General features: G+C 62.6%; 23 protein-coding genes. 17 read left to right on the forward strand and 6 right to left on the reverse strand.

Features of this window, described 5'->3' with window-relative positions:
• The 5 genes from ACT53T_RS22375 to kdpC form a co-directional block, all read left to right on the forward strand.
• On the forward strand, window positions 1–337 hold a 337-nt coding region (locus ACT53T_RS22375), incomplete at its 5' end, for a ferredoxin--NADP reductase (RefSeq protein ID WP_476162912.1).
• Window positions 338–557: 220 nt separating this feature from the next.
• A complete protein-coding gene (gene kdpF, locus ACT53T_RS22380; RefSeq protein ID WP_371212327.1) occupies window positions 558–644 on the forward strand; it encodes a K(+)-transporting ATPase subunit F in 87 nt (28 codons plus the stop codon).
• A 34-nt stretch (window positions 645–678) separates the two neighbouring features.
• Window positions 679–2,388 (forward strand): potassium-transporting ATPase subunit KdpA, encoded by a 1,710-nt coding sequence (gene kdpA, locus ACT53T_RS22385; protein WP_476162913.1) that lies wholly within the window; start codon window positions 679–681, stop codon window positions 2,386–2,388.
• Window positions 2,389–2,404: 16 nt separating this feature from the next.
• Window positions 2,405–4,507, forward strand: coding sequence for a potassium-transporting ATPase subunit KdpB (gene kdpB, locus ACT53T_RS22390; protein WP_476162914.1), 2,103 nt, complete (start codon window positions 2,405–2,407; stop codon window positions 4,505–4,507).
• An 11-nt stretch (window positions 4,508–4,518) separates the two neighbouring features.
• Window positions 4,519–5,118 carry a potassium-transporting ATPase subunit KdpC gene (gene kdpC, locus ACT53T_RS22395; RefSeq protein WP_476162915.1) on the forward strand — a complete coding sequence of 200 codons (600 nt, stop codon included), beginning with the start codon at window positions 4,519–4,521 and terminating at the stop codon, window positions 5,116–5,118.
• 220 nt (window positions 5,119–5,338) lie between these two features.
• Here kdpC and ACT53T_RS22400 read toward each other — a convergent pair whose 3' ends face one another.
• The gene (locus tag ACT53T_RS22400) at window positions 5,339–7,051 is read right to left on the reverse strand and encodes an OprO/OprP family phosphate-selective porin (protein ID WP_476162916.1); all 1,713 of its coding nucleotides are present in this window, start codon (window positions 7,049–7,051) and stop codon (window positions 5,339–5,341) included.
• Window positions 7,052–7,321: 270 nt separating this feature from the next.
• Here ACT53T_RS22400 and ACT53T_RS22405 point away from each other — a divergent pair, with 270 nt between their 5' ends.
• The 3 genes from ACT53T_RS22405 to ACT53T_RS22415 all read left to right on the forward strand — a co-directional run bounded on the left by ACT53T_RS22405 (window position 7,322) and on the right by ACT53T_RS22415 (window position 9,229).
• Window positions 7,322–8,047 carry an alpha/beta hydrolase gene (locus ACT53T_RS22405; protein WP_476162917.1) on the forward strand — a complete coding sequence of 242 codons (726 nt, stop codon included), beginning with the start codon at window positions 7,322–7,324 and terminating at the stop codon, window positions 8,045–8,047.
• Between the two features lie 234 nt (window positions 8,048–8,281).
• Complete coding sequence (locus ACT53T_RS22410) at window positions 8,282–8,458, forward strand: hypothetical protein (protein WP_476162918.1); 177 nt, start codon at window positions 8,282–8,284, stop codon at window positions 8,456–8,458.
• A gap of 195 nt (window positions 8,459–8,653) precedes the next feature.
• Window positions 8,654–9,229: a hypothetical protein gene (locus ACT53T_RS22415; protein WP_476162919.1), complete on the forward strand. Its 576-nt coding sequence runs from the start codon at window positions 8,654–8,656 to the stop codon at window positions 9,227–9,229.
• 38 nt (window positions 9,230–9,267) lie between these two features.
• Here the strand turns inward: ACT53T_RS22415 and ACT53T_RS22420 are convergent, their stop codons facing one another.
• The 3 genes from ACT53T_RS22420 to ACT53T_RS22430 all read right to left on the reverse strand — a co-directional run bounded on the left by ACT53T_RS22420 (window position 9,268) and on the right by ACT53T_RS22430 (window position 11,237).
• Window positions 9,268–9,528, reverse strand: a complete 261-nt coding sequence (locus tag ACT53T_RS22420; protein ID WP_036294405.1) for a DUF2164 domain-containing protein — start codon at window positions 9,526–9,528, stop codon at window positions 9,268–9,270.
• Window positions 9,529–9,767: 239 nt separating this feature from the next.
• Window positions 9,768–10,730, reverse strand: a complete 963-nt coding sequence (gene fcl / locus ACT53T_RS22425) for a GDP-L-fucose synthase (RefSeq protein ID WP_476162920.1) — start codon at window positions 10,728–10,730, stop codon at window positions 9,768–9,770.
• A 216-nt stretch (window positions 10,731–10,946) separates the two neighbouring features.
• Window positions 10,947–11,237, reverse strand: a complete 291-nt coding sequence (locus tag ACT53T_RS22430; RefSeq protein WP_476162921.1) for a hypothetical protein — start codon at window positions 11,235–11,237, stop codon at window positions 10,947–10,949.
• A gap of 64 nt (window positions 11,238–11,301) precedes the next feature.
• On the opposite strand from ACT53T_RS22430, the gene ACT53T_RS22435 reads away from it, so the two are divergent.
• From ACT53T_RS22435 to ACT53T_RS22450, 4 genes are all read left to right on the forward strand, one after another.
• Window positions 11,302–11,703, forward strand: coding sequence for a hypothetical protein (locus ACT53T_RS22435; protein ID WP_476162922.1), 402 nt, complete (start codon window positions 11,302–11,304; stop codon window positions 11,701–11,703).
• Between the two features lie 80 nt (window positions 11,704–11,783).
• Window positions 11,784–12,284 (forward strand): RNA polymerase sigma factor, encoded by a 501-nt coding sequence (locus ACT53T_RS22440; RefSeq protein WP_024878673.1) that lies wholly within the window; start codon window positions 11,784–11,786, stop codon window positions 12,282–12,284.
• Window positions 12,285–12,379: 95 nt separating this feature from the next.
• Entirely contained in the window at window positions 12,380–13,306 is a 927-nt protein-coding gene (locus ACT53T_RS22445) for a FecR family protein (RefSeq protein ID WP_476162923.1), read from the forward strand.
• A gap of 129 nt (window positions 13,307–13,435) precedes the next feature.
• Window positions 13,436–15,967, forward strand: a complete 2,532-nt coding sequence (locus ACT53T_RS22450; protein WP_476162924.1) for a TonB-dependent siderophore receptor — start codon at window positions 13,436–13,438, stop codon at window positions 15,965–15,967.
• 521 nt (window positions 15,968–16,488) lie between these two features.
• Here the strand turns inward: ACT53T_RS22450 and ACT53T_RS22455 are convergent.
• Window positions 16,489–18,402, reverse strand: coding sequence for an AAA family ATPase (locus tag ACT53T_RS22455; RefSeq protein ID WP_476162925.1), 1,914 nt, complete (start codon window positions 18,400–18,402; stop codon window positions 16,489–16,491).
• Window positions 18,403–18,498: 96 nt separating this feature from the next.
• Window positions 18,499–19,386 carry a hypothetical protein gene (locus ACT53T_RS22460; protein ID WP_476162926.1) on the reverse strand — a complete coding sequence of 296 codons (888 nt, stop codon included), beginning with the start codon at window positions 19,384–19,386 and terminating at the stop codon, window positions 18,499–18,501.
• Window positions 19,387–20,059: 673 nt separating this feature from the next.
• Between ACT53T_RS22460 and ACT53T_RS22465 the strand changes: the two genes are divergently transcribed.
• The 5 genes from ACT53T_RS22465 to nusG all read left to right on the forward strand — a co-directional run bounded on the left by ACT53T_RS22465 (window position 20,060) and on the right by nusG (window position 26,121).
• On the forward strand, window positions 20,060–20,635 hold the full coding sequence (locus ACT53T_RS22465) for a hypothetical protein (protein ID WP_476162927.1): 576 nt from the start codon (window positions 20,060–20,062) through the stop codon (window positions 20,633–20,635).
• A gap of 634 nt (window positions 20,636–21,269) precedes the next feature.
• On the forward strand, window positions 21,270–22,445 hold the full coding sequence (locus ACT53T_RS22470) for an O-antigen ligase family protein (protein WP_476162928.1): 1,176 nt from the start codon (window positions 21,270–21,272) through the stop codon (window positions 22,443–22,445).
• Window positions 22,446–22,543: 98 nt separating this feature from the next.
• Entirely contained in the window at window positions 22,544–24,766 is a 2,223-nt protein-coding gene (locus ACT53T_RS22475) for a GumC family protein (RefSeq protein WP_476162929.1), read from the forward strand.
• A 10-nt stretch (window positions 24,767–24,776) separates the two neighbouring features.
• Window positions 24,777–25,451, forward strand: coding sequence for a hypothetical protein (locus ACT53T_RS22480; RefSeq protein ID WP_476162930.1), 675 nt, complete (start codon window positions 24,777–24,779; stop codon window positions 25,449–25,451).
• Between the two features lie 121 nt (window positions 25,452–25,572).
• Window positions 25,573–26,121 carry a transcription termination/antitermination protein NusG gene (gene nusG, locus ACT53T_RS22485; RefSeq protein ID WP_476162931.1) on the forward strand — a complete coding sequence of 183 codons (549 nt, stop codon included), beginning with the start codon at window positions 25,573–25,575 and terminating at the stop codon, window positions 26,119–26,121.
• Window positions 26,122–26,188: the final 67 nt, after the last annotated feature.

Raw genomic sequence — 26,188 nt, forward strand, 5'->3', positions numbered from 1 at the left:
ATTCGCAGCGAGAATCCTCGCCGCAGTCAGGCAGAAAATCCACTCAAGCCACTGTCCGAATTTCCGAGGCCGGCTCTACATCGCGCCCCACGGCATCCCGACCCGCCGATCATATACCATCGCTTCTCCGCCGAATTGGCGCGACCGGATCGAGATTACGGTGAAGCGTGAGGAGCACGGCTTGGTGTCTCGCTGGCTCCACGACGAGCTGCAACCTGGCGACCGCATCAAGGTCGAGGCGCCAAGCGGCACGCGCTGGACGAGGTCGATGGCCAGTCGCCTCGGCCTGCGGCTCCCCTCGAGTTTGCGCCGCGATCTCACGCTCTGTCCACTGTGATTTTCGAGGCTGACGCCGCCTCGATCCTTATGCGGCCCTTATGCCCGACGGGGCAAATCCGAATAGCCTCCTTACACGCTCTGCAGGCATATCCCCACGCATTGTCGATAGGGAGACTGACCATGCTCGACCTCGTCTATCTCGGCCTCGGCGCCTTTCTCTTCGCGCTGATGGGCCTTTATGCGCGCGCCTGCGGGCGGCTCTGAAAAGGACGCGAATAATGTTCGAACCGATCGTCGGCTTGGGCGTCGCCGTGCTGCTCGGCGCCTATCTCGTCTACACGCTCCTTCATCCCGAGAAATTCTGAGCCGAACGTCTCGGGCTCCGTAAAGGAAACGATCATGAACGCCTTTGGTTTGGCGCAAATCGCCCTCGTGCTGGCGGCCGTCGTCTTCGCCGCTGTGCCGCTCAGCGCTTTCATCGCGCGCGTCCTCGCCGGCGAGCGCAATTTTCTGACGCCCGTTCTGCTTCCCGTGGAGCGCGTCTTCTACAAGCTCTCCGGCGTCGATCCAGCGCGTGAGCAGAGCTGGCTCGTCTATACGATCGCCATGCTCGCCTTCAGCGTCGTCGGCTTCTTGTCGCTCTACGCGCTGCAGCGGCTGCAGAATGTGCTGCCGCTCGATCCGCAGGGCTTCGATCCCGTGCCGCCGGATCTCGCCTTCAACACGTCGATCAGCTTCATCACCAACACCAATTGGCAGAATTACTCCGGCGAGACCACGATGAGCCATCTCGTGCAGATGCTCGGGCTCACCGTTCACAACTTCCTCTCGGCGGCGACCGGCCTCGCAATGGCCTTCGCGCTGGTGCGCGGATTCGCGCGCGCGGAATCGCCGACGGTCGGCAATTTCTGGGTCGATCTCACGCGCGGAACGCTCTATGTGCTGTTGCCGCTGTCGATCGTCTTCGCGCTCGCGCTCGTGGCGCTCGGCGTTCCGCAGACGCTTTCCGGCTCTGTGGAAGCGACGACTCTCGAGGGCGCCAAGCAGGCGATCTCGATCGGTCCGATCGCGAGCCAGGAGGCGATCAAGGAGCTCGGCACCAATGGCGGCGGCTTTTTCAACGCCAATTCGGCGCATCCGTACGAAAGCCCCAACGCCATCTCCAACCTTCTGGAGATATGGGCGCTGCTCGTCATTCCCTTCGCGCTCGCTTTCGCCTTCGGCCGCGCCGTGCTCGATTTTCGTCAAGGCCGCGCGATCGCCATCACCATGCTCATCGTGCTCGTCGCGGGCGTTCTCATCGCCTATTGGGCCGAGGCCGGCGGCAATCCGCTGCTGACGTCGATCGGCGTCGATCCCTCGCCCGGCAATATGGAAGGCAAGGAGGTGCGCTTCGGCGTCGCCACCAGCGCGCTCTTCGCCGCAGCGACGACGGGCACCAGCACAGGCGCCGTCAATGCGATGCATGATTCCTTCATGCCGATCGGCGGCCTCGTGCCCTTGTTCAACATGCTGATGGGCTCGATCGCGCCGGGCGGCGTCGGCGCGGGCCTCTATGGCTTTCTCGTGCTCGCCGTCGTCGCCGTCTTCGTCGCCGGCCTCATGGTCGGACGCACGCCGGAATATCTCGGCAAGAAGATCGAGGCCCGCGAGATGAAGCTCGCCATGCTCGCTGTGCTGATCTATCCGCTCTGCGTGCTCGGCTTCTCCGCGGCCTCCGTGCTGCTTCCGGGCGCGCTCGCGAGCCTCAACAACGCCGGGCCGCACGGGCTGTCGGAGATCGTCTACGCCTTCGCCTCGACGACCGACAATAATGGCTCGGCCTTCGCCGGATTGTCCGGCAACACGCCTTGGTACAATACGACGCTCGGCGTTGCGATGGCGCTCGGCCGCTTCGCCTATGTCATTCCCGTGCTGGCGATGGCGGGCTCCTTCGCGGCGAAGAAAAAGGCGCCGGCGTCGCGCGGGACCTTCCCGACACATGGGCCGCTGTTCATCGGCCTGCTGCTCGGCGTCATCGTCGTGCTCTATCTGCTGCAATATTTCCCGGCGCTCGCGCTCGGTCCCGTCGTCGAGCATCTTCTGCTCGCCGCCGGCAAGACCTTCTGACCGGAGATCAACGCAAATGTCGTCCAAAGTCGCTGCTCCTGGCCTGCTCGATCGGGCCATTATCGGCCGCGCGGCGATCGACGCTCTCATCAAGCTCGATCCGCGCCAGCTGGCGCGCAATCCGGTGATTTTCGTCACCGAGGCCGTCTCGGCCGTCGTCACGCTCTTATTCGTGCGCGATCTTTTCGCGCATGACGGAACCGCGCTCTTCTCTGGGCAGATCGCGGCTTGGCTGTGGTTCACGGTCCTCTTCGCCAATTTCGCGGAAGCGGTGGCGGAGGGGCGCGGCAAGGCGCAGGCCGATGCGCTGCGTCGCACGCGCACGGACACGAAAGCCAAGCGAACCAAAGGCGGATCGCGTGACTACGACCTCGTCTCCGCGCTCGAGCTGAAGATCGGCGATGTCGTGCTCGTCGAGGCCGGCGAGCTCATTCCCGGCGATGGCGAGGTCGTCGAAGGCGTCGCTTCCGTCAACGAGTCGGCGATCACCGGCGAGTCGGCGCCGGTCATTCGCGAGGCGGGCGGCGATCGTTCCGCCGTCACCGGCGGCACGACTGTGCTGTCCGATTGGGTGAGGGTGAAGATCACCGCCGCGCCCGGCTCCACCTTCATCGATCGCATGATCGCGCTGGTCGAAGGCGCCGAGCGGCAGAAGACGCCGAACGAGCTCGCTCTCTCCATCCTGCTGTCAGGCTTGACGATCATCTTTCTGATCGTCTGCACGACGCTGTGGCCGCTCGCCAATTATTCGGGAACCGTGCTGCCGCTCACCGTGCTCATCGCTCTGCTCGTCTGCCTCATACCGACGACGATCGGCGGGCTCCTGTCGGCGATCGGCATCGCCGGAATGGATCGCCTCATCCGTTTCAATGTCATCGCGACGTCCGGCCGCGCCGTGGAGGCGGCCGGCGACGTGGACACGCTGCTGCTCGACAAGACCGGCACGATCACTTTCGGCAATCGCATGGCGGATGAGCTTCTCCCCGTCGGCGGCGTCGGCGAGCATGAGCTCGCGGAGGCCGTGCTGCTCGCCTCTCTCGCGGACGAGACGCCGGAGGGGCGCTCCATCGTCGCTCTGGCCAAAAGCCGCTATGGCCTCGCCGCTCCCGATATCGGCGCCGATGCGCGCGTCGTCCCCTTCTCGGCGCATACGCGAATCTCGGGCGTCGATCTGCCCGGCCGCGCATTGCGCAAGGGCGCCGTCGACGCCATTCTCGTGCAGACGCAGTCCATAACGGGCCATGCCGACATCGGCGGCGCGGGCGCCGAAATTCTCGAGCGCGCGGCCGTCGCGACATTGCGCGCGCCGGAGGATTTCACCCGCGCGGTGGAGCGCATCTCGCGCGCCGGCGGCACGCCGCTCGCCGTCAGCGAGAACGGCCGTCTGCTCGGCGTCGTGCATTTGAAGGACATCATCAAGCCCGATATAAAGGCGCGCTTCGCCGAGCTGCGCGCCATGGGCATAAAGACGGTGATGGTGACGGGCGACAATCCGGTCACGGCGGCGGCCATCGCCTCGGAAGCGGGCGTCGACGACTTCATCGCGCAGGCGACGCCGGAGGACAAGCTCACCTACATCCGCAAGGAGCAGCAGGGCGGCCGCCTCATTGCAATGTGCGGCGACGGCACCAATGACGCGCCGGCGCTGGCGCAGGCGGATGTCGGCGTGGCCATGCAAACCGGCACGCAAGCGGCGCGCGAGGCGGGCAATATGGTCGATCTCGACAGCGATCCGACCAAGCTCATCGAGATCGTCGCCATCGGCAAGCAGCTGCTGATGACGCGCGGCTCGCTGACGACCTTCTCCATCGCCAATGACGTCGCCAAATATTTCGCCATCATTCCTGCGCTGTTCGTGGCGACTTATCCCGAGCTCGGCGCGCTCAATGTGATGAAGCTCGTCTCGCCGCAATCGGCCATTCTTTCCGCGGTGATCTTCAACGCGCTGATCATCATCGCGCTGATCCCGTTGGCGCTCAAAGGCGTCGCCTATCGGCCGGTCGGCGCTGACGCCTTGCTGCGGCGGAATCTGCTGATCTACGGCCTTGGCGGCGTCATCATTCCCTTCGTCGGCATCAAGCTGATCGACATCATCGTGTCGATCCTGCATCTCGCATGAAGGAGCTTCTCATGCTCTCCCAAATTCGTCCTGCGATCGTGATGATCGTTCTCTTCACCCTTCTCACCGGCCTCGCCTATCCTCTCGCGATCACTGGACTGGCGCAGCTCGCTTTCCACGATGCGGCCAATGGCAGCCTCATAGAGCGTCAGGGCGTCATCGTCGGCTCGCGTCTGATCGGCCAGAACTTCGTGGCGGATCATTACTTCCACGGCCGCCCTTCGGCGACGAGCGCGCCCGACCCCAATGATGCGAGCAAGACGATCGACGCGCCTTACAATGCGGCGAATTCCGGCGGCTCCAATCTCGGCCCGACCTCGCAAAAGCTCGTCGATCGCGTGAACGCCGCGATCGAGGCGGAGTTCGCCGCCGGCCGCATCGACATGGTCGCGGCGGATGCGGTGACGACATCCGCTTCCGGTCTCGATCCGCACGTCTCGCCGCAATATGCGCTGGCGCAGGCGCCCGCCGTCGCAGCGGCGCGCAAGCTTCCCGTGAGCCGCGTGCGCGCGCTGGTGGAGAGCCAGATCGAGCAGCGCATGGCCGGATTCATCGGAGAGCCGCGCGTCAATGTGCTGGAGCTCAATCTGGCCTTGGACGAGCTGCGCTGACGCCCGTTTCCGAGAGGCGTCGATAATCTCTCTATTCGAGGCGCGACGGCTCGTCGCGCCTCGCGCATTTTTCACATTGGCTCCGCCACAATCGCCGCTTCATCATGAGCGTCGGATCGCGCGTCTCATCGATCGCGACGCGCGTTGCTGCGTGGCGGTTTGCTCAGAGCGTATCCGCGTCGGCGAGAATCCGGGCGATCGGATGTGGCGTCTCCGAGCGTCACCAAAAGACCTGTGCGCGCGCCAGAAACAGGCTCGGATGATCGCCGTTGAGAAAGGCGCGATCGGCGGGCGCGATCAGCGTCATGGCGCGCGTCCAATTGGCCTGCAGGCGCACGCCGCGAACCGGATACCAGTTCAGCGCCACCGTGAGATTCTCTTGCCTGCCGCCGAGCGTCGCCGTATTGGCGACGGCTTTTTGCGCAGCAGAGCCCGTGGCTGTCGCCAAATAGACGAAGCTCGCAGGGACAAGCCCCCCATTGTTCAGATCGATCCCCTCATAGCGCGCCGCCACCTCGACGGCGCCATAGCCGCCTTTGCTCAGAGGGCTCTTGATCTTCACATCGGCGAACGTGCCGGGCGCGCTCCAATTCTTGTCATAGCCTTCATAAGATGCGGCGCGCGATTCCCCAGTCAGGAACAGAGATGCGGCGACATGATAGGCGCTGTAATGCAGCTGCGCGCCGCCGCCATTGGCGTAGAGGAAGGCGAGCGTTGCGTCGCGTTGATATTGGGCGCCGACATATTCCGCCTCGACGGAGACCGGACCATAGGCGGCGGCGGCCTCAAAGCCATAATTATAGGAATATTTCAGGCAGCTCGGCCGCTGCACGAAAGGAGCTACCAGCTGGCCGGCGCCGGTCGTCGCGACGTTGAGCGTCGCGGCCGATGCGGCGCAGGAGAGATCCTGCGCCGCCGGCACGCGGACCGTCGCCCCGCCCGCGCCGAGAATTCCAGTGAGCTCGCGCTCGAAGCCCGAGGCGCCGGGCGTCAGATTTGTGGCGTCGGTGGCAGCGGTCGTCCCATTGGGACGATGATAGACGAAGGAGCCGCCGAGGTGGAGCAGCGCATCCTCTTCGTGGATCGGCGCATAGACGGCGCGCGCCGAGGCGTCCCAATATTGCGCATTTCCAACGGGCGGGGCGGTCGCCGTATCCTGCGGGCTGGTCGAGAAAATGCCGCCCTTGAGCGCCCAGCTCGCATCGCCGACGCCGACGGCGGCGCCAATGTGGCGGGCAGGGCCGAGATTGGCCGTCAAGCTGCGCTCGAGGAAGGTGATGTGCTTGTCCGAATCCAGCGTTTCGCGGCCGAATGGCTCATGGAAATTGCCGATCTGGAAGGAAGCCGGCTGCGCGACGATCCACTCGGGCAAGACTCTCGCGCGATAGGCGAGATAGGCGTCGCGAATGCCGGCGACGCCGCCGGCGGTGGTGGCGAAATCATATTGGAAGCGATAGATCCAATTGCCATAGGCGCGTCCCGTGACCTCGAGCTCGGCGCGGCGGAACCCGACATTGCTGCGCCTTATCGTATCCGCCGAGCTGGCGAAGCCGCCGTCCGTGTGGATGCGTCCGCCGAGCTTGAAATCGAAGCTCTTGTCCTCGCTCTCGACATAGAGGCCGTTCTTGAAGCTGACGAAAACGGCCGGCGGGACCGCAGCCGCCTGGGGAGCCTTCGCCGAATCGTCGCGCTCCTTTGTCGCGCGACCCGCTCTGGATTGGGCGTCGAGCCGGGCCTCCAGACGTTTCAGTTCCGCTTTCAAAGCTTTGATCTCACGCGCCGTATCGGCGAGGCTCGGGGAGGGGCCGCCCAATGCCGCAATGAGCATTGCGCCTGCGACGCCTTTTCGATCGGTACGACTCCCGCCTTTGCCGAACATTCGCATTTCCTCCAGCAGCCCGAACCGCCAGTTGATCACGACTTGCTCGAGCAAGCCTTGCGTCGGTCGGCGGAAGGAGGAATGCCGCGCTCTTCACGCTTCGATGATCGACGTTGGGGGCCGTCGGAGAAGCCGCGCCGCCGCCCGATGCGAGCGGGGCTGTCGGCCTCGACCGAAACAATGGTTTTTTAGTTCGAGGCGCGAGGATTTTTGCATTGCATTAGCCCGCGCTCGTCTCCTCGCCTGGCTGTCCGGGGAAAATCCGGCGTAGGCGTTTCTGGCGCGCGCGAAATCAATGTACGCTAAAGCCGAGCTGGGCAAAAAGTGAAAGAGAAACAGTACAAATTCAAGAGCGTCCATCTCGCGAATGAGCGGGCGGTGTGGGTGCGTGAGCCGGAGCATAGGGCCACGAATGTGACGGTGTTTCTGGATGCGGAACTTTATCGAGACCGCGTCGGCGCGACCTCGATCATCGACGCCCTCGACGCCAATGGCGACATTGATCCTACGCTTTTTGTCTTCGTCTCTATGGAAAGCGCCGCCTCCCGGTGGGTAGAGTGTCCCTGCTATTTTCCATTCGCTCGGTTCATCGAAGAAGAATTATTTCCCTGGCTGGAAAGCGCCTATCCCTGCGCGCTCGAAGCCCAGGAACGTGTGATCGTCGGTCTCAGCTATACCGGGTTGGCCGCGGCTTATGTTTCGATGATCAATCCCTCCAGATTCACGAAGGTGATCGCCCAGTCCGGCTCGTTCTGGTCGAACGATTGCTGGATTATCGGCTATTTCGAAAAACTGGCCCCCAAGCCGAAAGCCGAATTTTACTTGGATGTGGGTTTGCAGGAGACGCAGGACAACGTTCTGCACAAAGAAGACGTTTTGCAGACGATCTCCCAGATCGAGGCGGTGAAGAAATTTCGAGACGCGCTGCTTCGGCACGGCTACCAACCTCATTATGTCGAATTCGACGGAGGACACGATTTCACAGCTTGGCGAATTATGCTGCCAGATGCATTGCGATGGGCTCTGCCTTCTACAAAGGAGCGAGCCTGACTTGCCGCTATCGATGCAGTCCAGTTGCAGCGATAGCGGCCGCCTCTCAACGGGCGTCCGTTCATAGGCCAGCAGATCCGTGTGGTTCCGAGGGCGCTCAGCTCCGGGCTTCGAGCGGCTGCGCTTGGCTACTCGGCAGGCATCGCCTCCAATGACGCGCCGGTCCTCGCGGCGCGCGCCTTGTGAGTCAGCCGCGCTTTGCGCCCCTCGTGCGATGACAAAGCGGGAAGGACAATGTCTGTCGGTTCGATTTCAGCGCCACCAAATTTTGGTGAGCTCGGAGGAGCGATCGCCGCGTATCGCTTTTTGCCGGCCTTCGTCACGGCGGCGAAATCCTCTCGATTACGCGATTTTGCGGAAAATCTTTCGGACGAAATGGTTGAGAATTCTTCGCGAGCGCTTGGTAAGTGATCTTATAATCGAGTTATATTCAATATGTTGGCTGGGCTCTCCGGCGCATGGTTTATGTTTCCTTGCCGATGCCGCTCGAGTTGCATTACCGCGGCTTAATGGCCGTTAGAGCGTCGCCGGCAATCTGATCCTCAACGACGAGGCCGAGCCCGATAACCAGGGCTGCCTCGTCAGACCAGAGAGAGGATCAGACCCATGTTCTCCGCTTCGCTCGGCGCCTTCGTCGCTCCCCGCATCGCCAAGCGCGCCGCCATCCTCGGCCTCGCGGGCTTCGCCGCTTTCGCCTCGGCGCCCGCCAAGGCCGATCTCTTCTCCGATTTGTTCGGCTCCTTCGACAATGGCTATTCGAGCCGGGGAGCCAGCTCGAGCCGCCACAGTTATTCCCGCCGCGCCGATCTCGCTGGCGGCTACACGCCGCGCGCCGATCATTCGAGCTATGACCGCGGCGGCAATGTCCTCGACTATTATGAGCAGGTCCGCTCGGCCAATGTGACGCGGCGGACAGTCGCCATCGACGGCTACTGCGCGTCCGCCTGCACGATGAAGCTCGGCGCGCGCCATGCCTGCGTCTCGCCGGAGGCGACGTTGCGCTTCCATTCGGCGCGGACGAGCGAGGGGGAGACGTCCTGGGGTGGCAACACGATTATGATGAGCGTTTATCCGCCGGCGATCCAAGCCTGGGTGCGGCGTCATCAAGCCTTGGACAGCCTGGCCTTCACGGAAATGTCCGGCCGCGAGGCCATCGGCCTCGGCATCCGCGCCTGCGCATAGGCAATGAGCGATTGTCGTTCGGAAGCGTCCGCGGACGATCAGCGACGCCGGCGCTTCCGCCAATAGCCGAACGCCTCCTCGTGGATCTCGACATCCAGCTCGGCTATGCGGGCGTGTAGCCTTTGCTGCACATCCTCGACCGCCTTGTTGTAGACAATCGGCCCGATCTCTTCCACGAAGAATTGGAGCAGGCCTTCCGCTGCGAGATTGCCGATCTCATTGTCCATATTCTCTTTGAAGTAGCGTTGAAGCGACAAGACCGCTTCCTTCGCAGAATCCTTCGGTATATCGATCGGCATCGCGGTCCTTTCGTCGCAGGCGATTAGCCATCGATCAGCGCGCTGCAGGCCCTGCGAGCTGGCCGATCTCGCGTGTGAACACCTTGCGCAGGAAAGGGCGCGGCGCCGTCAGCTCAGAAATTTCGCGCTCTTCGAGCAATAGCGGCGATCGATCTCAGCGTCTATCGATGTGAAAATTTGACGTCGTAGCTCGACGCTATTTCCAGCGATGACGATCGAAATCGCGCGCGTAATCGAACTCATGCGACTGTCGCCAACTCCAGTGCGGGAGAGACGCTTTTATTCTCGAGGAACCAGCGATAGGAGCCCGCAATTCCGTCGTCCAGCGGGATTTCAGGCTCCCATCCGAGTGCTCGAATGCGGCCCGAGTCCATCAGCTTGCGGGGCGTGCCATCCGGCTTCGACGTGTCGAACACGAGTTCGCCGGAAAATCCGACTGCTCTCTGCACGGTTTCCGCGAGCTCGCGGATCGTGATCTCCGAACCTGCGCCGCAATTGATGTGCTCATAGCCGTCGTAATTGTCGAGGCAGAAGACGACGCCGCGCGCGAGGTCGTCGACATGCAGGAATTCTCGAAGCGGCGTGCCGGTTCCCCATACGACGACTTCCGCCTTCCTCGACTCCTTCGCTTCATGGAATTTGCGAATGAGCGCGGGCAGCACATGGCTCGTCTGGAGATCGAAATTATCGTTCGGGCCATAGAGATTGCAAGGCATCACCGAGATGTAACGCCGGCCATATTGCTTGCGATAGGCTTGGCATAGCTTGATGCCGGCGATCTTTGCGATCGCATACCATTCATTGGTCGGCTCGAGCGGACCGGTGAGCAGCGAGTCCTCGCGGATGGGCTGAGGCGCGAATTTCGGATAAATGCAGGAAGACCCGAGAAAGACGAGACGGTCGACATCCGCGGCGTGGGCCGAATGGATGATATTCGTCTCGATCGCCAGATTGTCATAGATGAAATCTGCGGGATAAGTGTCGTTCGCATAGATGCCGCCGACTTTCGCCGCGGCGAAGATGATGGCGTCGGGCCGATTTTGTTTCAGCCAGACTTCGACGGCGATCTGATTGCGGAGGTCGACGACCGAGCGATCGGCTTTCAATACTTTGTCGCCTCGCGCCTCGAGATAACGTGTGACGGCCGAACCGACCATGCCTCTATGACCGGCGACCCAAATACGACGAGTGCTCATGGACATAATACCACTTCTCGAGACAATGCTTTGGCCCCGCATTGCGAGGCCTGAGCGGTAATTAGGACTTATTTTTTGCAATGTGCAACAAAATATTTAGATTTATGCCTTGCGCGGGCCTTCGATGGTAAACGCGGGTTGCTGAGGGGCGGTTGCGGTTCGAAGAACTGGTTGGGCTGGCTGATATTTAGACGGATGCCGAAGACATCGGCGCTGCATTTCTCAGAACCTTCTCACGATGTCGGCTCTACCTGACAGTCGCCGCAGAGCGGGCGTCGCCAGCGTCACGGAGCCGACGCCGATGACATCGTCGCCGAAACTGAAGAAGATTCCACCGCCGTTGCTGTAGACATTATTCGCCGCATTGCCGATCGCAACCGAGCGCGTCAGAGATATTGTCCCCGCGGAGACAAATCCACGGCCGCCATTTTGGCTGACGTTGACGTTTTTGGCGAGCCGTGTCGCGCCATTGTCGCCATAGACGAGTCGGGCGCGGGGAGGCGGCTTTTGCATTCCGCTCGCCCTCCGGCGCAATTCCTTCTTGACGCTTGCGCTTTCGCCTGTCTCCTATGGCGTCATGGCTTCGTCACCGGCGCAATTCATCAGGCTGCGGACCGCTCTCGCCGCGCTGCTCGGCGCATGGCTGGCGCTCGTCTCGCTTCCCTTTATGGCGCCGAGCCACGGATGGACCGCGGCCTTCTCGGCATACGGCCTGTCGATCAACGGGGACGGCGGTCCGCTATGCGATGCGCGTGGCGACGATGGCGCGCCCGTGAAGCACGGCGGCGAGCATTCGCATTGCGCGCTCTGCGCCTGTCCTCGAGATTCGGCGTCTCTCGCATTCCTCGCCATGTTCTTTACGGCGCTCGCGCCGCGCTTCGACTCGGGGCGAGTTTCGTCGGTCGATCGCGAGCAAGCCCGCGCGCTCATCGGCCGTCCGAGCTATTCGTCCTCCCGCGCGCCCCCGTCGATCGGCTGATCGCTCCTTTCACCCTCATTTTTCACCTCCGGTCTCGACGGGCGCGCGTCGCGCGTCGCGATCGTCGCGGGCGCCGGCGAATGTCGGAAAAGAAAACGCGTTTCATTCGCGACCTGTTCGAGCGCAACAGGCGCGCGCTGACGGCCTATCTGACGCGTCGCGTCGGCGCGGAAGACGCGTCCGACCTGCTTCAGGAGACCTTCGTGCGCGCGCTGCGGCACGAGCGCCTCGACGATGTCGCCGATCCGCCGGCCTTTCTCCAGCAGATCGCCGCCAATCTCACGCGCGACCTGGCCCGGCGCCGGCGGACGGAGCACAAATATCTCGCCTTCGATCAGCTCCTCGGCGAGCGGCCGAGCAGCGAGGCGCGGCAGGACGAGATCGTCGACTATGAGCGCCGGGCGCGCCGCCTCCGCGAGGCGATCGAGGCGCTGCCGCCCCGATGTCGCGAGGTCTTCGAGCTCTGCGCTTTCGAGGATCTCTCCTTTCGCGAGATCGCCCTGCGCCTCGGCGTCACCGAGCGCATGGTGCGCCAGCATATGAGCATCGCCATGCAGCGCTGCTGGGCGGCGCTGGGATGAAAGATTTTTCGCCGCGCGACCTTCCTTTTTCCCCTATTGGCGCGTCGTATTCGGCGGACGCGGAGGGCGATCCGCATGCAGGGAGCGACGGTGCGATGGGAATGGGGGAGGGCGACGCCGCCCATGCGGCGGCGATCGACTGGTGGATCAGGGAGAAGGCGGGCGACCTCGACCAGGATCGCGCGGCCTTCGACGCCTGGCTCGCCGCCGATCCGGCCCATCGCCGCGCCTATGCCGATGTCGCCGGAATGTTCGAGGAGGCGCGCGCGCTGCGCCCGGCGCGCCGTTCTCGCTCCCGGGGCGCGGCGTCGCGACGAGTGGCGACGGTGGGATTATCGGCCGCCGCCTCCTTGGCCTTTCTCTTCTTCCTCGGCGATCTCGCCCAGGTCTGGCGGTCGAACTTTGCGACGGGCGTCGGGGAGCGCCGAACGGCGACCCTCGCGGACGGCTCGCGCGTGGAGCTCGACGGCGGCTCGGCGATCGAGGTCCATTTCGAAGCCGGGCGCCGGCGCGTGCGCCTGCTGTCCGGGGAGGTATGGTTCGAGGTCGCGCCCGATCCCGCGCGTCCCTTCGTGGTCGAGGCGGCGGGCGGCGAGGTGACGGCGCTCGGCACCGCCTTCGACGTCGCGCTCACCGAGGAAGGCGGCGCGCGCGTGGCGGTCGGCGAGCATTCGGTCGCTGTCGCCAGCGGCGGCGCGCGCGTTATCGTCGAGGAGCGGCAGCAGACATTCTATGAGGCGAACGCCGCCGCGCGGCCTCCGGCGAGCGCCGCCGCGGAAACGATCGCCGCTTGGCGACGCGGCGCGCTGGTCGTGGAGGACAGGCCGCTCGGCGAGGCGCTGGCGACGCTCGGCCGTCATCGCCATGGCTATGTCTTCTGCCTGCGCGCGTCGACTTGCGCGCGGCGGGTGAGCGGCGTCTTCTCGACCGCGGAGCCGCTCACCTCTCTGCGCGAGATCGAATATTTCCTCGGCCTGCATTCGATCCATCTGACTGACTATCTCATTCTGCTCACGGAATGACGGGCGGCGCCGGCCACATCTTCCCACGCAATTTTTTTCGCATTGGACATTCCGAATTCGACGCGAGGGCGTCGAGTTGGTCACGGACGCCGTCTCGCGTCCGAGAATCCAATTCGACGGAAAGCGGCGATGGCGAAAAGAGGTCTGCGTTACGAGGGTGCGGCTATGGGCTCGACGGTTGCTGCGATGGCGTTCGGCGCCTTTGCGATGGGAGGAACGCCAGCCGAGGCGTCCCTCTCGCCGCAAGAGCGCAGCGGCGTCGTCATGGTCTATGACATACCGGCCGGATCGGTGGCGACGGCGCTCAACGCCTTCGCCGTGAAGAATGGACTCCATCTTCTCTATCAAGCGCATGTGACGCGCAGCTTGCGGACGACTGGACTTTCTGGAGCCTTCTCGGTGCGCGATGGGTTGGATCGCCTTCTCGACGGCACCGGGCTCTCTTATCGCTTCGGCGGTCCAGACGCGAAAGCCGTGTCGATTATTTTGGCGCAGAACGATACGGGCGTGCGCAGCGACGCGGGCGGCGCGGAGGCGCTGCCGCGAATCGACATCGGCGCTGAAAAGCGTGACGAAAAGAAAGCCTATAGCGCCGATCGCGGCGCCATAACGGAAGGCACGGGCTCCTATACGACGCCGCTCGTGACCGTCGCCGGCAAGGTTCCGCTGCCGCGCAAGGAGGTGCCGCAGTCTGTCTCCGTGATGACGCGCGCGCAGATCAACGACATGCAGCTCAACACGGTTCAGGACGCTATGTTCTGGATTCCGGGCGTCTCCGCCATTTCCAACGACGTGACGCAAGGGCAGCCGGCGTCGCGCGGCTATTTCCTCGATGTCGCCTATGACGGCGTTCCGACCTATAGCGGCCTTGGCGGCTATCAGCAGCTCGATCTCGCCGTCTACGACCGTCTCGAAGTTCTCAAAGGCCCCGCGGGCTTGCTCTCCGGCTCGGGAAGCCCCGGCGGCATCGTCAATGTGGTCCGCAAGCGGCCACAGGATGAATTCAAGCTGCGAACGGAATTCAACGCCGGCTCGTGGGACAATTACCGCGGCATGATCGACGTCACCGGGCCGATCAATGAAGAGCGGACATTGCGCTATCGCGCGCTCGTGCTGCACCAGGACAAGCACTTCTTCTTCACGCCGGCGCAGCCCGAGAACAAATGGCTCGGCTATGGCTCTCTCGAATACGACATCACGCCGAACACTCTGGTGAATGTCGCCTACACGCGCCAGAGAACGAGCGACCCCGATTACACCGGGCAGCCGGTCGCCGCCATTTCCTATTTCGGCAACACCAGTCCTTATTTCCTGAACGTGTCCAGGTCATGGAATCCCTATCCAGATTGGACGCAATACAAATGGGATACGGAAGATAAGAATGTTCGCCTCGAGCATCGCTTCGGCGACGACTGGGTTGCGAAAATCAACTTCAATCGACGTGACATAGAAAATGAGTTCAGCGACGCCTATCCGAACAGCGGCGTCAGCCCTTCTGATTGGACGGCGCGGTATGCTCGCCGCCACTTCTTGTACTATTATCATCGAACCGGCATAGACTCCTATCTTTCCGGCACGTTGCCCTTTGTCCCGATCAAGAACACATTGACTGTCGGCTATAACTATGACCGCTTCACATATGAATATAAGCGTGCGCCAGCGGTCAATGTGAATAATATCCCGGTCTTTTGGCCAAATGCGATCGGTCCCAATCTAAACCCCTTCACGGTGGGCGGCCAAAATCAGACCTTGCAGCATGGGGCCTATAGCCAGCTCCGATTGACGCCGGTTGATCCGCTGACTTTCGTACTCGGCGGACGGCTGACGAATTTCTTCGCGAAGAGTCGCGCGGTCCTGCCGAGCATGCCCGCGAACTGGTCTTATGGCGCGAAATCCAGCCATCGCTTCACGCCCTATCTCGCAGGCATCTTTCGCCTCACCGAGGAGATCAATCTCTATGGCAGCTACTCCGACATTTTCATTCCGCAGACGGACCAGAAGGCTGACGGAACGACGCTCGATCCAGAGGTGGGCGGACAATTCGAAGCCGGCGTCAAAGGCGAGTTCCTCGACAAAAAGCTCAACGCATCAGTGGCGTGGTTCGATATCAAGGATCGTAATCGCTCTTACGCCGATGCCGCAAATCCAGGTTACTATCTCCAAGCTGGAAAGGCCGAGTCCCACGGCGTCGAGGTCGAGTTCTCCGGCAAGCCCTTCGCCGATCTCGATCTCCCGTTGGTCTCGCGTGCTCTACCGGGGCTCGATATCGTCGGCGGCTACACCTATCTCAAGACCGCGCTGCTGGCCGATAAGAACAATCAGGGCCGCTCGATCAATTCCTGGTATCCGACCCATTTGTTCAAGATCTGGGGCAAATACGACTTCGACGGCTTTCTGCAAGGCCTGACTGTCGGCGCCGGCGTCGTCGCGCAGAGCGGCCTCTCCGGCCCGGTCAACTCCTGGAACGAAGCGCGGCATGCGTCGGCCTATGCCGTTCTCGATGCGATGGCGTCCTACAAGATCAATGAAAATCTGAGCTTGCAGGTGAATATCAACAACATCGCCGACCAGAAATATTACACGCGCGTCGGCGGCGCCAACACCTACAACACGCCGGGGGATCCGCGGAACTTCATGGTGACGTTGCGCGGCGAATTGTGATCGCTCGCGATCGCGGTAAGAAGCGCCGCCGCGCCGATGAGGCGCGACGTTCGCATCCGGGATCTGCGATCCGCGGCGCCGATTTGTTCTACGAACGCTGCGACCCCGCAGCGCGGGGGCGGCGCTGTCGCCTGCAACAGATGCGCGGCGATCGCCGAGAGGAAATCGCAGGCCGCCTTTGCTCCCTCGGCGGCGATGTGGCTCGAATGGGCGTTCGGCGCGCCTTCGCCTTCTGGTGAAAGGAGAGGCCGGGCTTTTCCAACTCCTCCTCTATGAGATTTCGCTCGATCGGCGCGAACTCTCGATTTTCGAGTGGATGATTTGCGGCGTTTCAGGCTGAGCAGGGAGGATTCTGAGCCAAGCCGCAGCCGATTCGCAACCTTCTGAAAATGCCCAACGTCTCTTTGCACTCTTTTCGCTGTGTAACACCCATGTGTGGCGCCCAGCAAGCACAGGGCGAGTCGCTTCTCGCGGGACGAGGAGGGAGGGGCGGCTAGCGATCTCTCGAGGCGCCGAGACGCTCACGGCCCATTCGGGCGCGAGGCAGCCGCTGTCGCCTCCGCTCCGGTGAGACATCGCCTCTCCTGCAATCGGTCGGCGATCATGAGCACGGCGTCCCGTCGCTCGCGAATGAGATCGAGCGCGTGATCATAGATGCGGGCAAGATCCTGCTCCACGGCGGCGCGGAGCGCGCCGTCGCACGCCAGCAGCGTCTCGATCGGCTCGCCGCGGTGGAGGAGGCTGTCGCCGAGCCCCTGCCGCGCCCGCGCCTCGGCGAGCAGCCGCGTCGCCTGGGCGAGATCGCCGACGGCGCCGGCGGACGCCTCGCCGAGCAATTCCTGCTCGGCGGCGCGCCCAGCCAGCATGGCGAGGGCGATATCGTCTATATCCCGCCGCCTCGGCGCGATGGTCGGCGCATGCGCGATCGTGCGTCCGCCGGATTCTCCGCGCGCGATCAGCGAGACCTGCGTGACCTCGCGCCCAGCGGCCAGATGCGCGACGACGTGTCCGGCCTCGTGGATGGCGGCGATCCGCAGATCCTCCGGCGACCGGTCGTCCTCGGGCGCGACGACGGCGAGGAGATCGTCGAGCTTCAGCGGCCGTCCGGCCGCGCGGGCGCGGCCCGTCGCGGCCTTGGCCCAGCCGGCGGCGTCGGCGGGAGTGGAGCCCGGTGCCAGACGAGCGACGGTCTCGAGATCGGCGTCGGCGAGCGCCGCGCCGAGATGATAGCGCAGCACGCGTCCGAGGACGGCGGCGTCCGGCGGCACCAGCGGGATGATGCGGTCGAAGCGTCCGGGCCGGATGAGCGCCGGATCGAGAGATTCGGGGTGATTGGTCGCCCCGATGACGATGATTCCTTCGCGGGGCGTCGCCGCGCCGTCGAGGAGCGTTAGCAGGAAATTGACGATCGGCTGCCACCAGTCGCGCCCGCGCGACGACAGACTGCGGCGATCGGGAATTCCGTCCAGCTCATCGATGAACAGCAGGGTCGGAGGCTGCGCTCGGGCCGCGTCGAAGGCAGCCTGAGCAGCCTGAATGACGTCGCCGAGATTGCCGTCGCGCGCGGTGAACCATTCGCCACAGGAAGTCGACACGATCCGCACATCGAGGGTTCTGGCGATGGCCCGTGCGAGCAGCGTCTTGCCGGTTCCGGGCGGACCGCTCAGAACAATGGAGGAGGCGATGCTGCCCCACGGCAGGCTTTTCGCGCGCCAGGCGGCGACATCCGCGACGAGGCCGAGCGCCCAGTCGCGCGCCGGTCCCTCATAGCCGGGGAGCTCCGCCAGGCTCGGCGTATCGTCCACCGCGCCGCCGCGCGCCTTCGCCGCCGCGAAGGAGGCGAGATTTTCCAGGAACTGCGCGGCACCGACATCCGGTCGGAAGGCGGCGACGATTTCCGAAAAGCTCAGCGTGTCGGCGACGCCGGGCGGAATGCGCCCGCGCAGAGGCCGACCGCGGAGGCTGCGAAAGACCCGCCGCAACACGGCGGCATCGGGCGGCGCCACGTCGAGACGCGTATCGGCGACGGTCAGAAGCGTGGCGGGCAGATATCGCTCCGGCTCCTGCGAGACGCCGATCGCACAGTGTCCTTCGGACAGCGCCTCGGCGATGTCGGCGCCAGCCGAGTGCGGCCGCTTCGCATGTTTGGAGCCGCCGCCATCGGTGAAAATCTCCGCATCCGTGACGAGCCGCCTGGCCGCGCCGGCGAGGGGCGCGATCCAATCGGCGCCCGGAGCCTTTATGATGAGCGTGAATGTGTCGCCGCGTCGGATGCGCTTACGCAGCCGCAGCGTCAAAGCCGCGTCGAGGCAGGCCGTGGCCAGCACATCCGCGGTCGATGGGCGGCCATCCAGCAGATTTCCGAAGCGATCGTTTTCCGTATCATAGGGGTCGCCGTCGGCGATCGTTGTCGCGGCGAGCTTCTTCCTGCTCATGGCAAAATTCCTTCGTTCGCGCCCTATGCAGGCGCGCTGGCTCGCGAGGGAAGGGGGAGCGCGGGCGTCGATAACGACGGACGCCCGCGCGCTGCGTCAGAACAGGGGGAGGCGGCCCCGAGATTCTTCACCTACATCGCGCCAGAAGCGCGTGAGCGAGGATCTATTGCCCACGACGAATTTGGCCGCCGCGTCGAGCGAGGTGACGCGCAGGTCGCAGAGCAGCACCATTGCGCCCGGATGATCGGGAGACGGCTTCAACAGGCCGGAGCGCAGCAGCCTCGCTCGAGTCGTGACATCGGAGCGTCGCGCCGACGGTTGCGTCCTGTCGCGGATTTCCGAGCCCGCGAGCAAAATCCACTCGCCATCGACGAGGGCGGCCGCCGCACGCAAGGCGCCCTTCTCGAAGACGGCGATGCGCTGGGCGCCCTCAGGCGCCTCATAGGGCGCCAAAGGATCATCGTCTTCCTTATGACGGTCGACGTCGCGATCCTCGAACCAATCCTCGCCGAGCGCGCTGACCAGAAGGCGTATCTGCTCAAAGAGGGGGCGGGACTTCGTCAGCACGGAGCGCGCCGGCGACTCGGCGTCGGCGCCGGAGCCGAGCCGACAGCGCTTGAGCTTCAACAGGCGCTCATGCGCGAAATATTGAAGAGCGAGCGCGCGCGTCTTGTCGATTCCCGCGCCATAGACGATCAGCGCTCGATCGCACCAGTGGAGATTGGCGTCATGCAGATGCGTGCGCATGCGTCCTTCGACGTCGCAGGTCTCGCCGGGCCGCAAAATGGGCGTCGTCGCATGCGAGCCGATCAGCACGTAGAACGCCGGCGTCCGCAGCGGCAGCCTGCGGCAGAGCGTCGACAGGTCGGATCGATCGCACATAATGGCCGTGGGGCCATCATTTCCAAAGCCGACGATTTTGAACTTGAAGACTTCCGGAGCCGGCTCAACCGGACGGAGGCGCATCATGGTTTTGATATTCAAAGTAAAAACTCCCCTAGCTTGCCGAGGCGGCGCCAAGCGCCAGCGACAATCGGCGTCGATGTGCAGGTTCGGATGGCAGGCGCAGGCGATCAGCCGGCGCGACGCTTTCGGGCCTGGAACGGGCTAGGGGAGGGTGCGCGCAATCTGGTGGGGCGCGGGGATTCCGCCGGGGACGGCGGCATGATAGTGACGTCGATAGCCATGGTTGATCCTCCTACGATCGCTGTGGTCAGGCCGTCGTTCGGGAGCGGCAACTCCCTGCGACGGCCGCGCGCTCGATCAGTCGAGCGAATGTTATGAAGCATTTCGAGCCCGCGTCGTTTGGTCAAGGCGGTTCAATCAGTCATAGTAAACGGCCGATTCAGATCTTTCGCTTGCCGTCGCCGCAGGAGCGAAATCCTCTCGATTACGCGGTTTTGCGGAAAATGTTTCGGACGGGATGGTTGAGAATTCCCTGCGACCGCTTGGTAAATAGTCTTATAATCGAATTATATTCAATATGTTGTCCGGGCTGTCCGGCATATGGTTTCCATATTCTTGTCGATACCGCTCGAGTTGCATTACCGCGGCTTAATGGCCGTTAGAGCGTCGCCGGCAATCTGATCCTCACTGAAGAGGTCGAGCCCCTCTACTCCATGGGGCCGCCTCATCTGACTAGAGAGAGGATCATCCCATGTTCTCCGCTTCGCTCGGCGCCTTCGTCGCTCCCCGCATCGCCAAGCGCGCCGCCATCATCGGCCTCGCCGGCTTCGCCGCTTTCGCCTCGGCGCCCGCCAAGGCCGATCTCTTCTCCGATTTGTTCGGTTCCTTCGACAATGGCTATTCGAGCCGGGGAGCCAGCTCGAGCCGCCACAGTTATTCCCGCCGCGCCGATCTCGCTGGCGGCTACACGCCGCGCGCCGATCATTCGAGCTATGACCGCGGCGGCAATGTCCTCGACTATTACGAGCAGGTCCGGTCGGCGAATGTGACGCGGCGGACTGTCGCCATAGACGGCTACTGCGCTTCGGCCTGCACGATGAAGCTGGGCGCGCGCCATGCCTGCGTCTCGCCGGAGGCGACGTTGCGCTTCCATTCGGCGCGGACGAGCGAGGGGGAGACGTCCTGGGGAGGCAACACGATCATGATGAGCGTCTATCCGCCGGCGATCCAGGCGTGGGTGCGGCGTCATCAGGCTCTCGACAGTCTGGCCTTCACCGACATGTCCGGCCGCGAGGCCATCGGCCTCGGCATACGCGCCTGCGCATAGGGCGCGGGGAGCATTCGCCGAGGACCCAGGCTCGGCAAGACGCGGCGTCGCGCCCTCTCTCGCGACGCCGCGTCTTTTCCGCGAGAGAGGAGTGTATGTCGATTGGCCGATTTCCGAAAAGTCAGAGCGCTTTTCATGTCGCCATCGCGCCCGAATCCAGGTTGTATCAGCTCGACCTTTGCGATATTGCTCGTTCAAATAGAATTGAACGGCAAATAGTTGCGGTCGATCGTGTCTTTGATCGAGCCGATGCGTCGGAAGCGAAATGCGGGATCGGCACGATCATAAAATTTCTGGCCAGCACGGCAGGGCTCGAAGCGAGAGAACCCCTTGGCTCGCGCCTTCCCCCGAAGAGGGCGACAGCGAAGAAGCATCGCCAGAAACCGCGGCTCCGAGAGAATCCGAACGGCGCCTGTCGCGCGTCTCGGCTGCGCTGAACGACCTAATCTTCTTTCTCTTTCTCGCCGCTCTCGGCTGGGCGCCATACTGGTTCGGTTCCGATCGCTCATTGGCATGGGGCGTCAATGCAATCTGGTTCGGCGGGCTGGTGATCGCATTCGAGCTGGTTCGAATTATTTCTGGACGGCGCCATCCTGTCGCGCTTTACCGAATCTGGTTTCCGGCGACGGCCTGCTTGGTCGTTTTCGGATGGACGCTGATCCAGATCGCCCATTGGATCCCGGCCGGCTATCACAATCCGATCTGGCAAATGGCGCGCGAGGCCTCGGGGCGCGACATTGCGGGGAGCATCACGGTCAATCGTGACGCCACCGTCCTCGCGGCGACGCGTTTCCTCACCTGCTGCGCCGCCTTCTGGCTCGCTCTCCAACTCTGCCGCTCCTCGGCGCGGGCGCAATCGCTAGTCCGCTTTCTGGCGCTGGCGGGGTCGGCTTATTCGGCTTACGGAATCGTCGCATTTTTCGTCTTTCCGAACACGATCTTGTGGTTCGACAAGGTCACCTACAATGATTCCCTCACCTCGACCTTCGTGAATCGCAACAGCTATGCGACCTATGCGGGGCTCGGTTTGATGAGCGCCCTCGGGATCCTGCTGAACTTCTATATTTCCCGGGGGGAGGGGAAGGCCGCAGCAATCTCACGTCGCCTCGCCGGACTATTGGCGCTGACCGTCGCAGGTGGGGCGCTGTGGATCGCCGTCGTTCTGGTCATCGGAGCAGCGCTCGTCATGACGGGGTCGCGCGGCGGAGTATCGGCGAGCCTCGGCGGTCTGCTGACGATCCTCGTGCTCGCTGGCGTGCGTGGACGTAAGAACGCGATAGGTGCAGGCTTCGGTTTACTGATCGGCGGCCTTGCTATGGGCGTCACGCTGTTCAATTACGGCGACTTTCTCGCCGATCGCCTTACCATCAATGGATTTGCATCGGATGACCGTCTGGCAGTCTATGGATTGACGTGGCGTTCTATCCTCGACGCGCCACTGTTCGGCTTCGGCGACGGAACATTCTCGGAAGTGTTCCCGATGTATCGGGATAGCACGATAGGTCCTTTCGGCGTCTGGGACATGGCGCACAATAGCTATCTGGAAGCCTTGCAAGGCCTGGGCTTGCCGGTCGCTGTTCTGTTGTTTCTAGGGTTAGGCTTGCTGTTCGTGCGCTGCGTTCTCGGAGCGATCGCCAGGCGACGCGCCGCGTCGGCCCCTCTCGTCGCCTGCGCCGCCACAGTGATCGTGGCGCTCCACGCCTTCGTGGACTTCAGCGTGCAGATGCAAGCAGTCGCTCTGACTTGGGTCGCGCTGCTGGGAGCGGGGGTCGCACAATCGTGGAGCGGATCGGTCGCAACGGATCGCTGAGGAGGTTTCGCGAGCGAGCGGCTTCGCAAACGGCTACGAATATGCTAGGCCTTGAAACATCTAAACCTGTGCGTTGGCCCTATAGGGATATTCAATTCATGCATGGCCAGATTTCCAAGGCTTTGATGCAAGTGAACGCAGACGGTGGGGAGAGTGACGCCATTGATCTTCGTAAATTGCAGGATTTTTTCTGGCGCCGCTGGAAGGTGATAGTCGCCACGGCCTTCGTCGTCATGGCGGTGGTGTTCCTCGCGCTTTTGATGGTCACCCCGCGTTTCACGGCTACTGCGCAGATCCTTCTTGAGCCGCGGAAAGAAAAAATCTTTGGCGCGGAGCAGATCCTCCCGGAGCTCAATCTCGAGACCTCCAACGTCGATAGTCAGGTCTCTGTCATCCAGTCGATCAATCTGCTTCGAAGGGTCGTCGAGAAGGAGAAACTGACGCAGGATAAGGAATTTGGACAGTCGCAAAAAATCGGGCTCTTCGGTTTCCTGACGGGGCTTTTTTCTACGTCCGAGCCACCGAGCAAAGTCGAGCCTCAAGCGGGCGATCCGATCCCGCCCGATGTCTTGGCCTCTATCAAGAGACTTCGCGATGCGCTCGATGTCCAGCGCGTGAACAGAACCTTCGTCCTTTCAGTTTCTGTAACCTCTGATGACCCGGGAAAGGCGGTCCGGCTGACAAACGCCGTCGCCGACGCTTTTGTCGTCGATCGGCTTGACGCCCGCTATGACGCCGCCAAGCGTGCTTCCAGTTGGCTGGCCGAACGTATGGAGTCGATGCGCGAAACGCTGCGACATTCGGAGGAGGCGGTCGCCGACTTCCGCAAGGAGCACAACCTCGTCACCACCAATGCGGACGCCAAGGTCACCATTTCTGAGCAGCAGCTGTCGGAGCTGAATGGAAAACTCATCACCGCTCGCGCCGAAACCGCCGAGAAGCGCGCCAAATATGAGCAGGTCGCCCAAGTAATGCAGAAGGGCGGAAATTTGCAAGCCATCCCGGACGTCGTTCGTTCCACCGTGATTGCCGAGTTACGAAAGCAACAAGCCGAAGTCGCGAGAAAGGAGGCCGATCTCATCGCACGCTACGATGTTCAGCATCCCTCGCTGATCAACACGCGCTCGGAAAAGCGGGACATCGAGCGCTCAATCGCCGCGGAAGTGCAGCGTATTCTGGCGAATCTGAAGAATGATTACGACGTCGCAAAGTCCCGCGAGGAGTCGCTTGAAGTGAGCTTGAAACAGGTCAGTGGCGAAACCGGTATCGACGGCGGCATCGGTGTGAGGCTACGCGAGCTCGAACGGATCAACGCCGCGAATAAGACACTGTTCGAAAACTTCCTGTCGCGCGCCAAGATCACCCAGGAGCAGTCGACCTTCGAAGAGAATGAAGCCAGAGTCATTTCTCCCGCGATCAAGCCGGGAGCGCCGTCTTTCCCGAAAAAAGGGCTTGTTCTTTCTCTCGCAGGCGTCGTCGGTTTTCTGATCGGCATTGGCGGCGCCGTCGCTCTCGATATGCTGAATTCCGGCTTCCTCTCTTCGCGCGAGATCGAGGAAAAGCTCGGCACGCCGGTGCTCGCGTCGCTTCCGCTGCTCAGCGCCAAGGATCGGGAAGTCGAAGGCAAGGTGTTGGAGCCGGCGCGCTATGTCGTCGCCAAGCCACTGTCTCGCTACGCCGAGTCGATCCGAAACATTAGGGTCGGCATACAAATGGCCGATGTTGACAATCCGGCTAAGGTGATCCTGGTGACCTCTTCCTTCCCCAGCGAAGGCAAATCGACGCTCGCCCAGTCGCTCGCTTGGTCCGCTGTGAAAGCTGGAATGCGCGTCATGTTGATCGACGGGGACCTGCGCCATCCATCCATCAGCAAGCAGTTCGGCGCGGAGGCGAAGCCGGGCTTGGTGGATTTCTTGACGAGTGCCGTTCCGTTGGAACGAGCCGTCATTCGTCTCGATGACCTCGCAGTTCTGCCGGCCGGTTCGAAATCGCAGAATCCGCCGGATCTCCTAGGGTCGGAACGCATGCGCCAGCTCATCGAAAAGCTGCGTGATCTCTTCGATTATATCGTCGTCGATTCACCGCCGGTCGGTCCGGTCATCGATGCGAAGGTCTTGGCCAGTCTCGCCGATAAGGTGGTCTTTTCCGTGCGCTGGCGCATGACTCCGCGGGAAACCGTCGCGGAACACATCCAATATTTTATGCAGCAGCATAAGCTGGCCGGTGCCGCCTTGAGCCTGGTGGACGAGAGCCAGGCGCCGAGATACGGGGCCTATAGCCAGTACTATGGGCACTATTACAAGAAATACTACCAGAATTGAGTTCTGCGGCATGCGGTTCCGTTCGATTGCAATATCTGTCTGCGCGATCGGCCTTTCGACTATTCTCATTCGGCAGGGCTTCATCCTCCTTGAGGGGGAGCGGGTCGTCGACCGCTTTGATAAGCAAATGGAAGCCAAGGCACGTTCGGCGCCCGAGCCCACGCATCAGCGCGCCGACGAAGAGCTGCTCGCCGAGCTCGCGACGTTCCAAGACTTAGATGGCGTCGCGACGAGATTGCTCGATCTCCGAGCGACGCTGCTCGGAAATGTGGAAGATGACGATCGTTTTTCCAGAGGCATTGTCGATCTCCTCGGCCGGGTTCCGACGTCCGGAAAGGCGTGGATGGAACTCGCAAAATTTCGATGGCGGCGCGGCGCGCCTCTAGAACGAACGCTCGAGGCATTGGAAATGTCGAAAGTCACCGCGCCGCATGAAGCGCGCATCATCGAAAGCCGAGTTTTATTCTCGAGCGCGATTTGGGAGTTTCTTCCACCGGAAGGGAAACGTTCGGTCGTCAGCCAGTTGATCGAGCTGAATGGACGGATGGATGAACGTATTCGACGCCGACTCGTGGTTGTTCTCGGGACGAAGCCGGAAGCGACTCGGGAAGCGATCGTCAATGATCTGCGGATGCGTGGGGCAGCGGGCTCCGCCTGGGTCCGCGCAATTGGGCTCGGGCTATGACGATCAAGACCGAGTCCTCCTCGTTCGAGACGTTTCTGGCGTGCTGCTAGTCTGTGCTCGGAGTGCGCAGCGTGGCGGGCCGGGGCGAACGCCGTGAAAAACTTTTGGTGGGGTAATCGGAATGGACGGCGGCGACAAAGCTCGTCTCAGGGACGACCTCGAACTGGCGCACGGAGAGCGCTGGTACCTGGCTCATACGCTGCCGCATAAGGAGAGTTCGGTGGAGCAGCGCCTCAGAGTGCAGGGGTTTCGTCATTTCATGCCGAGGCGGATCAAAACAGTTCGTCATGCGCGACGAATGCGCAATGTGCTCGCGCCCGTATTTCCGCGCTACATTTTCGTGGCGCTCGATCTCGATCGCGACCGATGGCGCAGTGTCAACGGCACGATCGGGATAGCGAATCTTTTCATGGCGCAGGATCGTCCGGTTCCGGTGCCTCACGGTGTTGTCGAGGCGCTGATCCAATCCTCCGACGATCGCGACCAACTTCGCTTCGAACATAATTTGCAGCTTGGTCAAAAAGTGAGGCTCATCAGTGGCCCATTTTCCGAGGCGCTCGGCCTGCTCGAACGCCTGGACGACTCGGGTCGCATAGAGGTGCTGCTCGAAATTATGGGGGGACATGTTCGCGCAAAGCTCAGACGAGAACAGGTCGAACGGGTCGGATGAGCAGGGCTCACACCGAAACGGCTGTCACCTTCTCGAAAGCCTCACAACACAGCGAGTATTTCAAAGG

The organism is Methylosinus sp. DMC45, assembly GCF_056313885.1.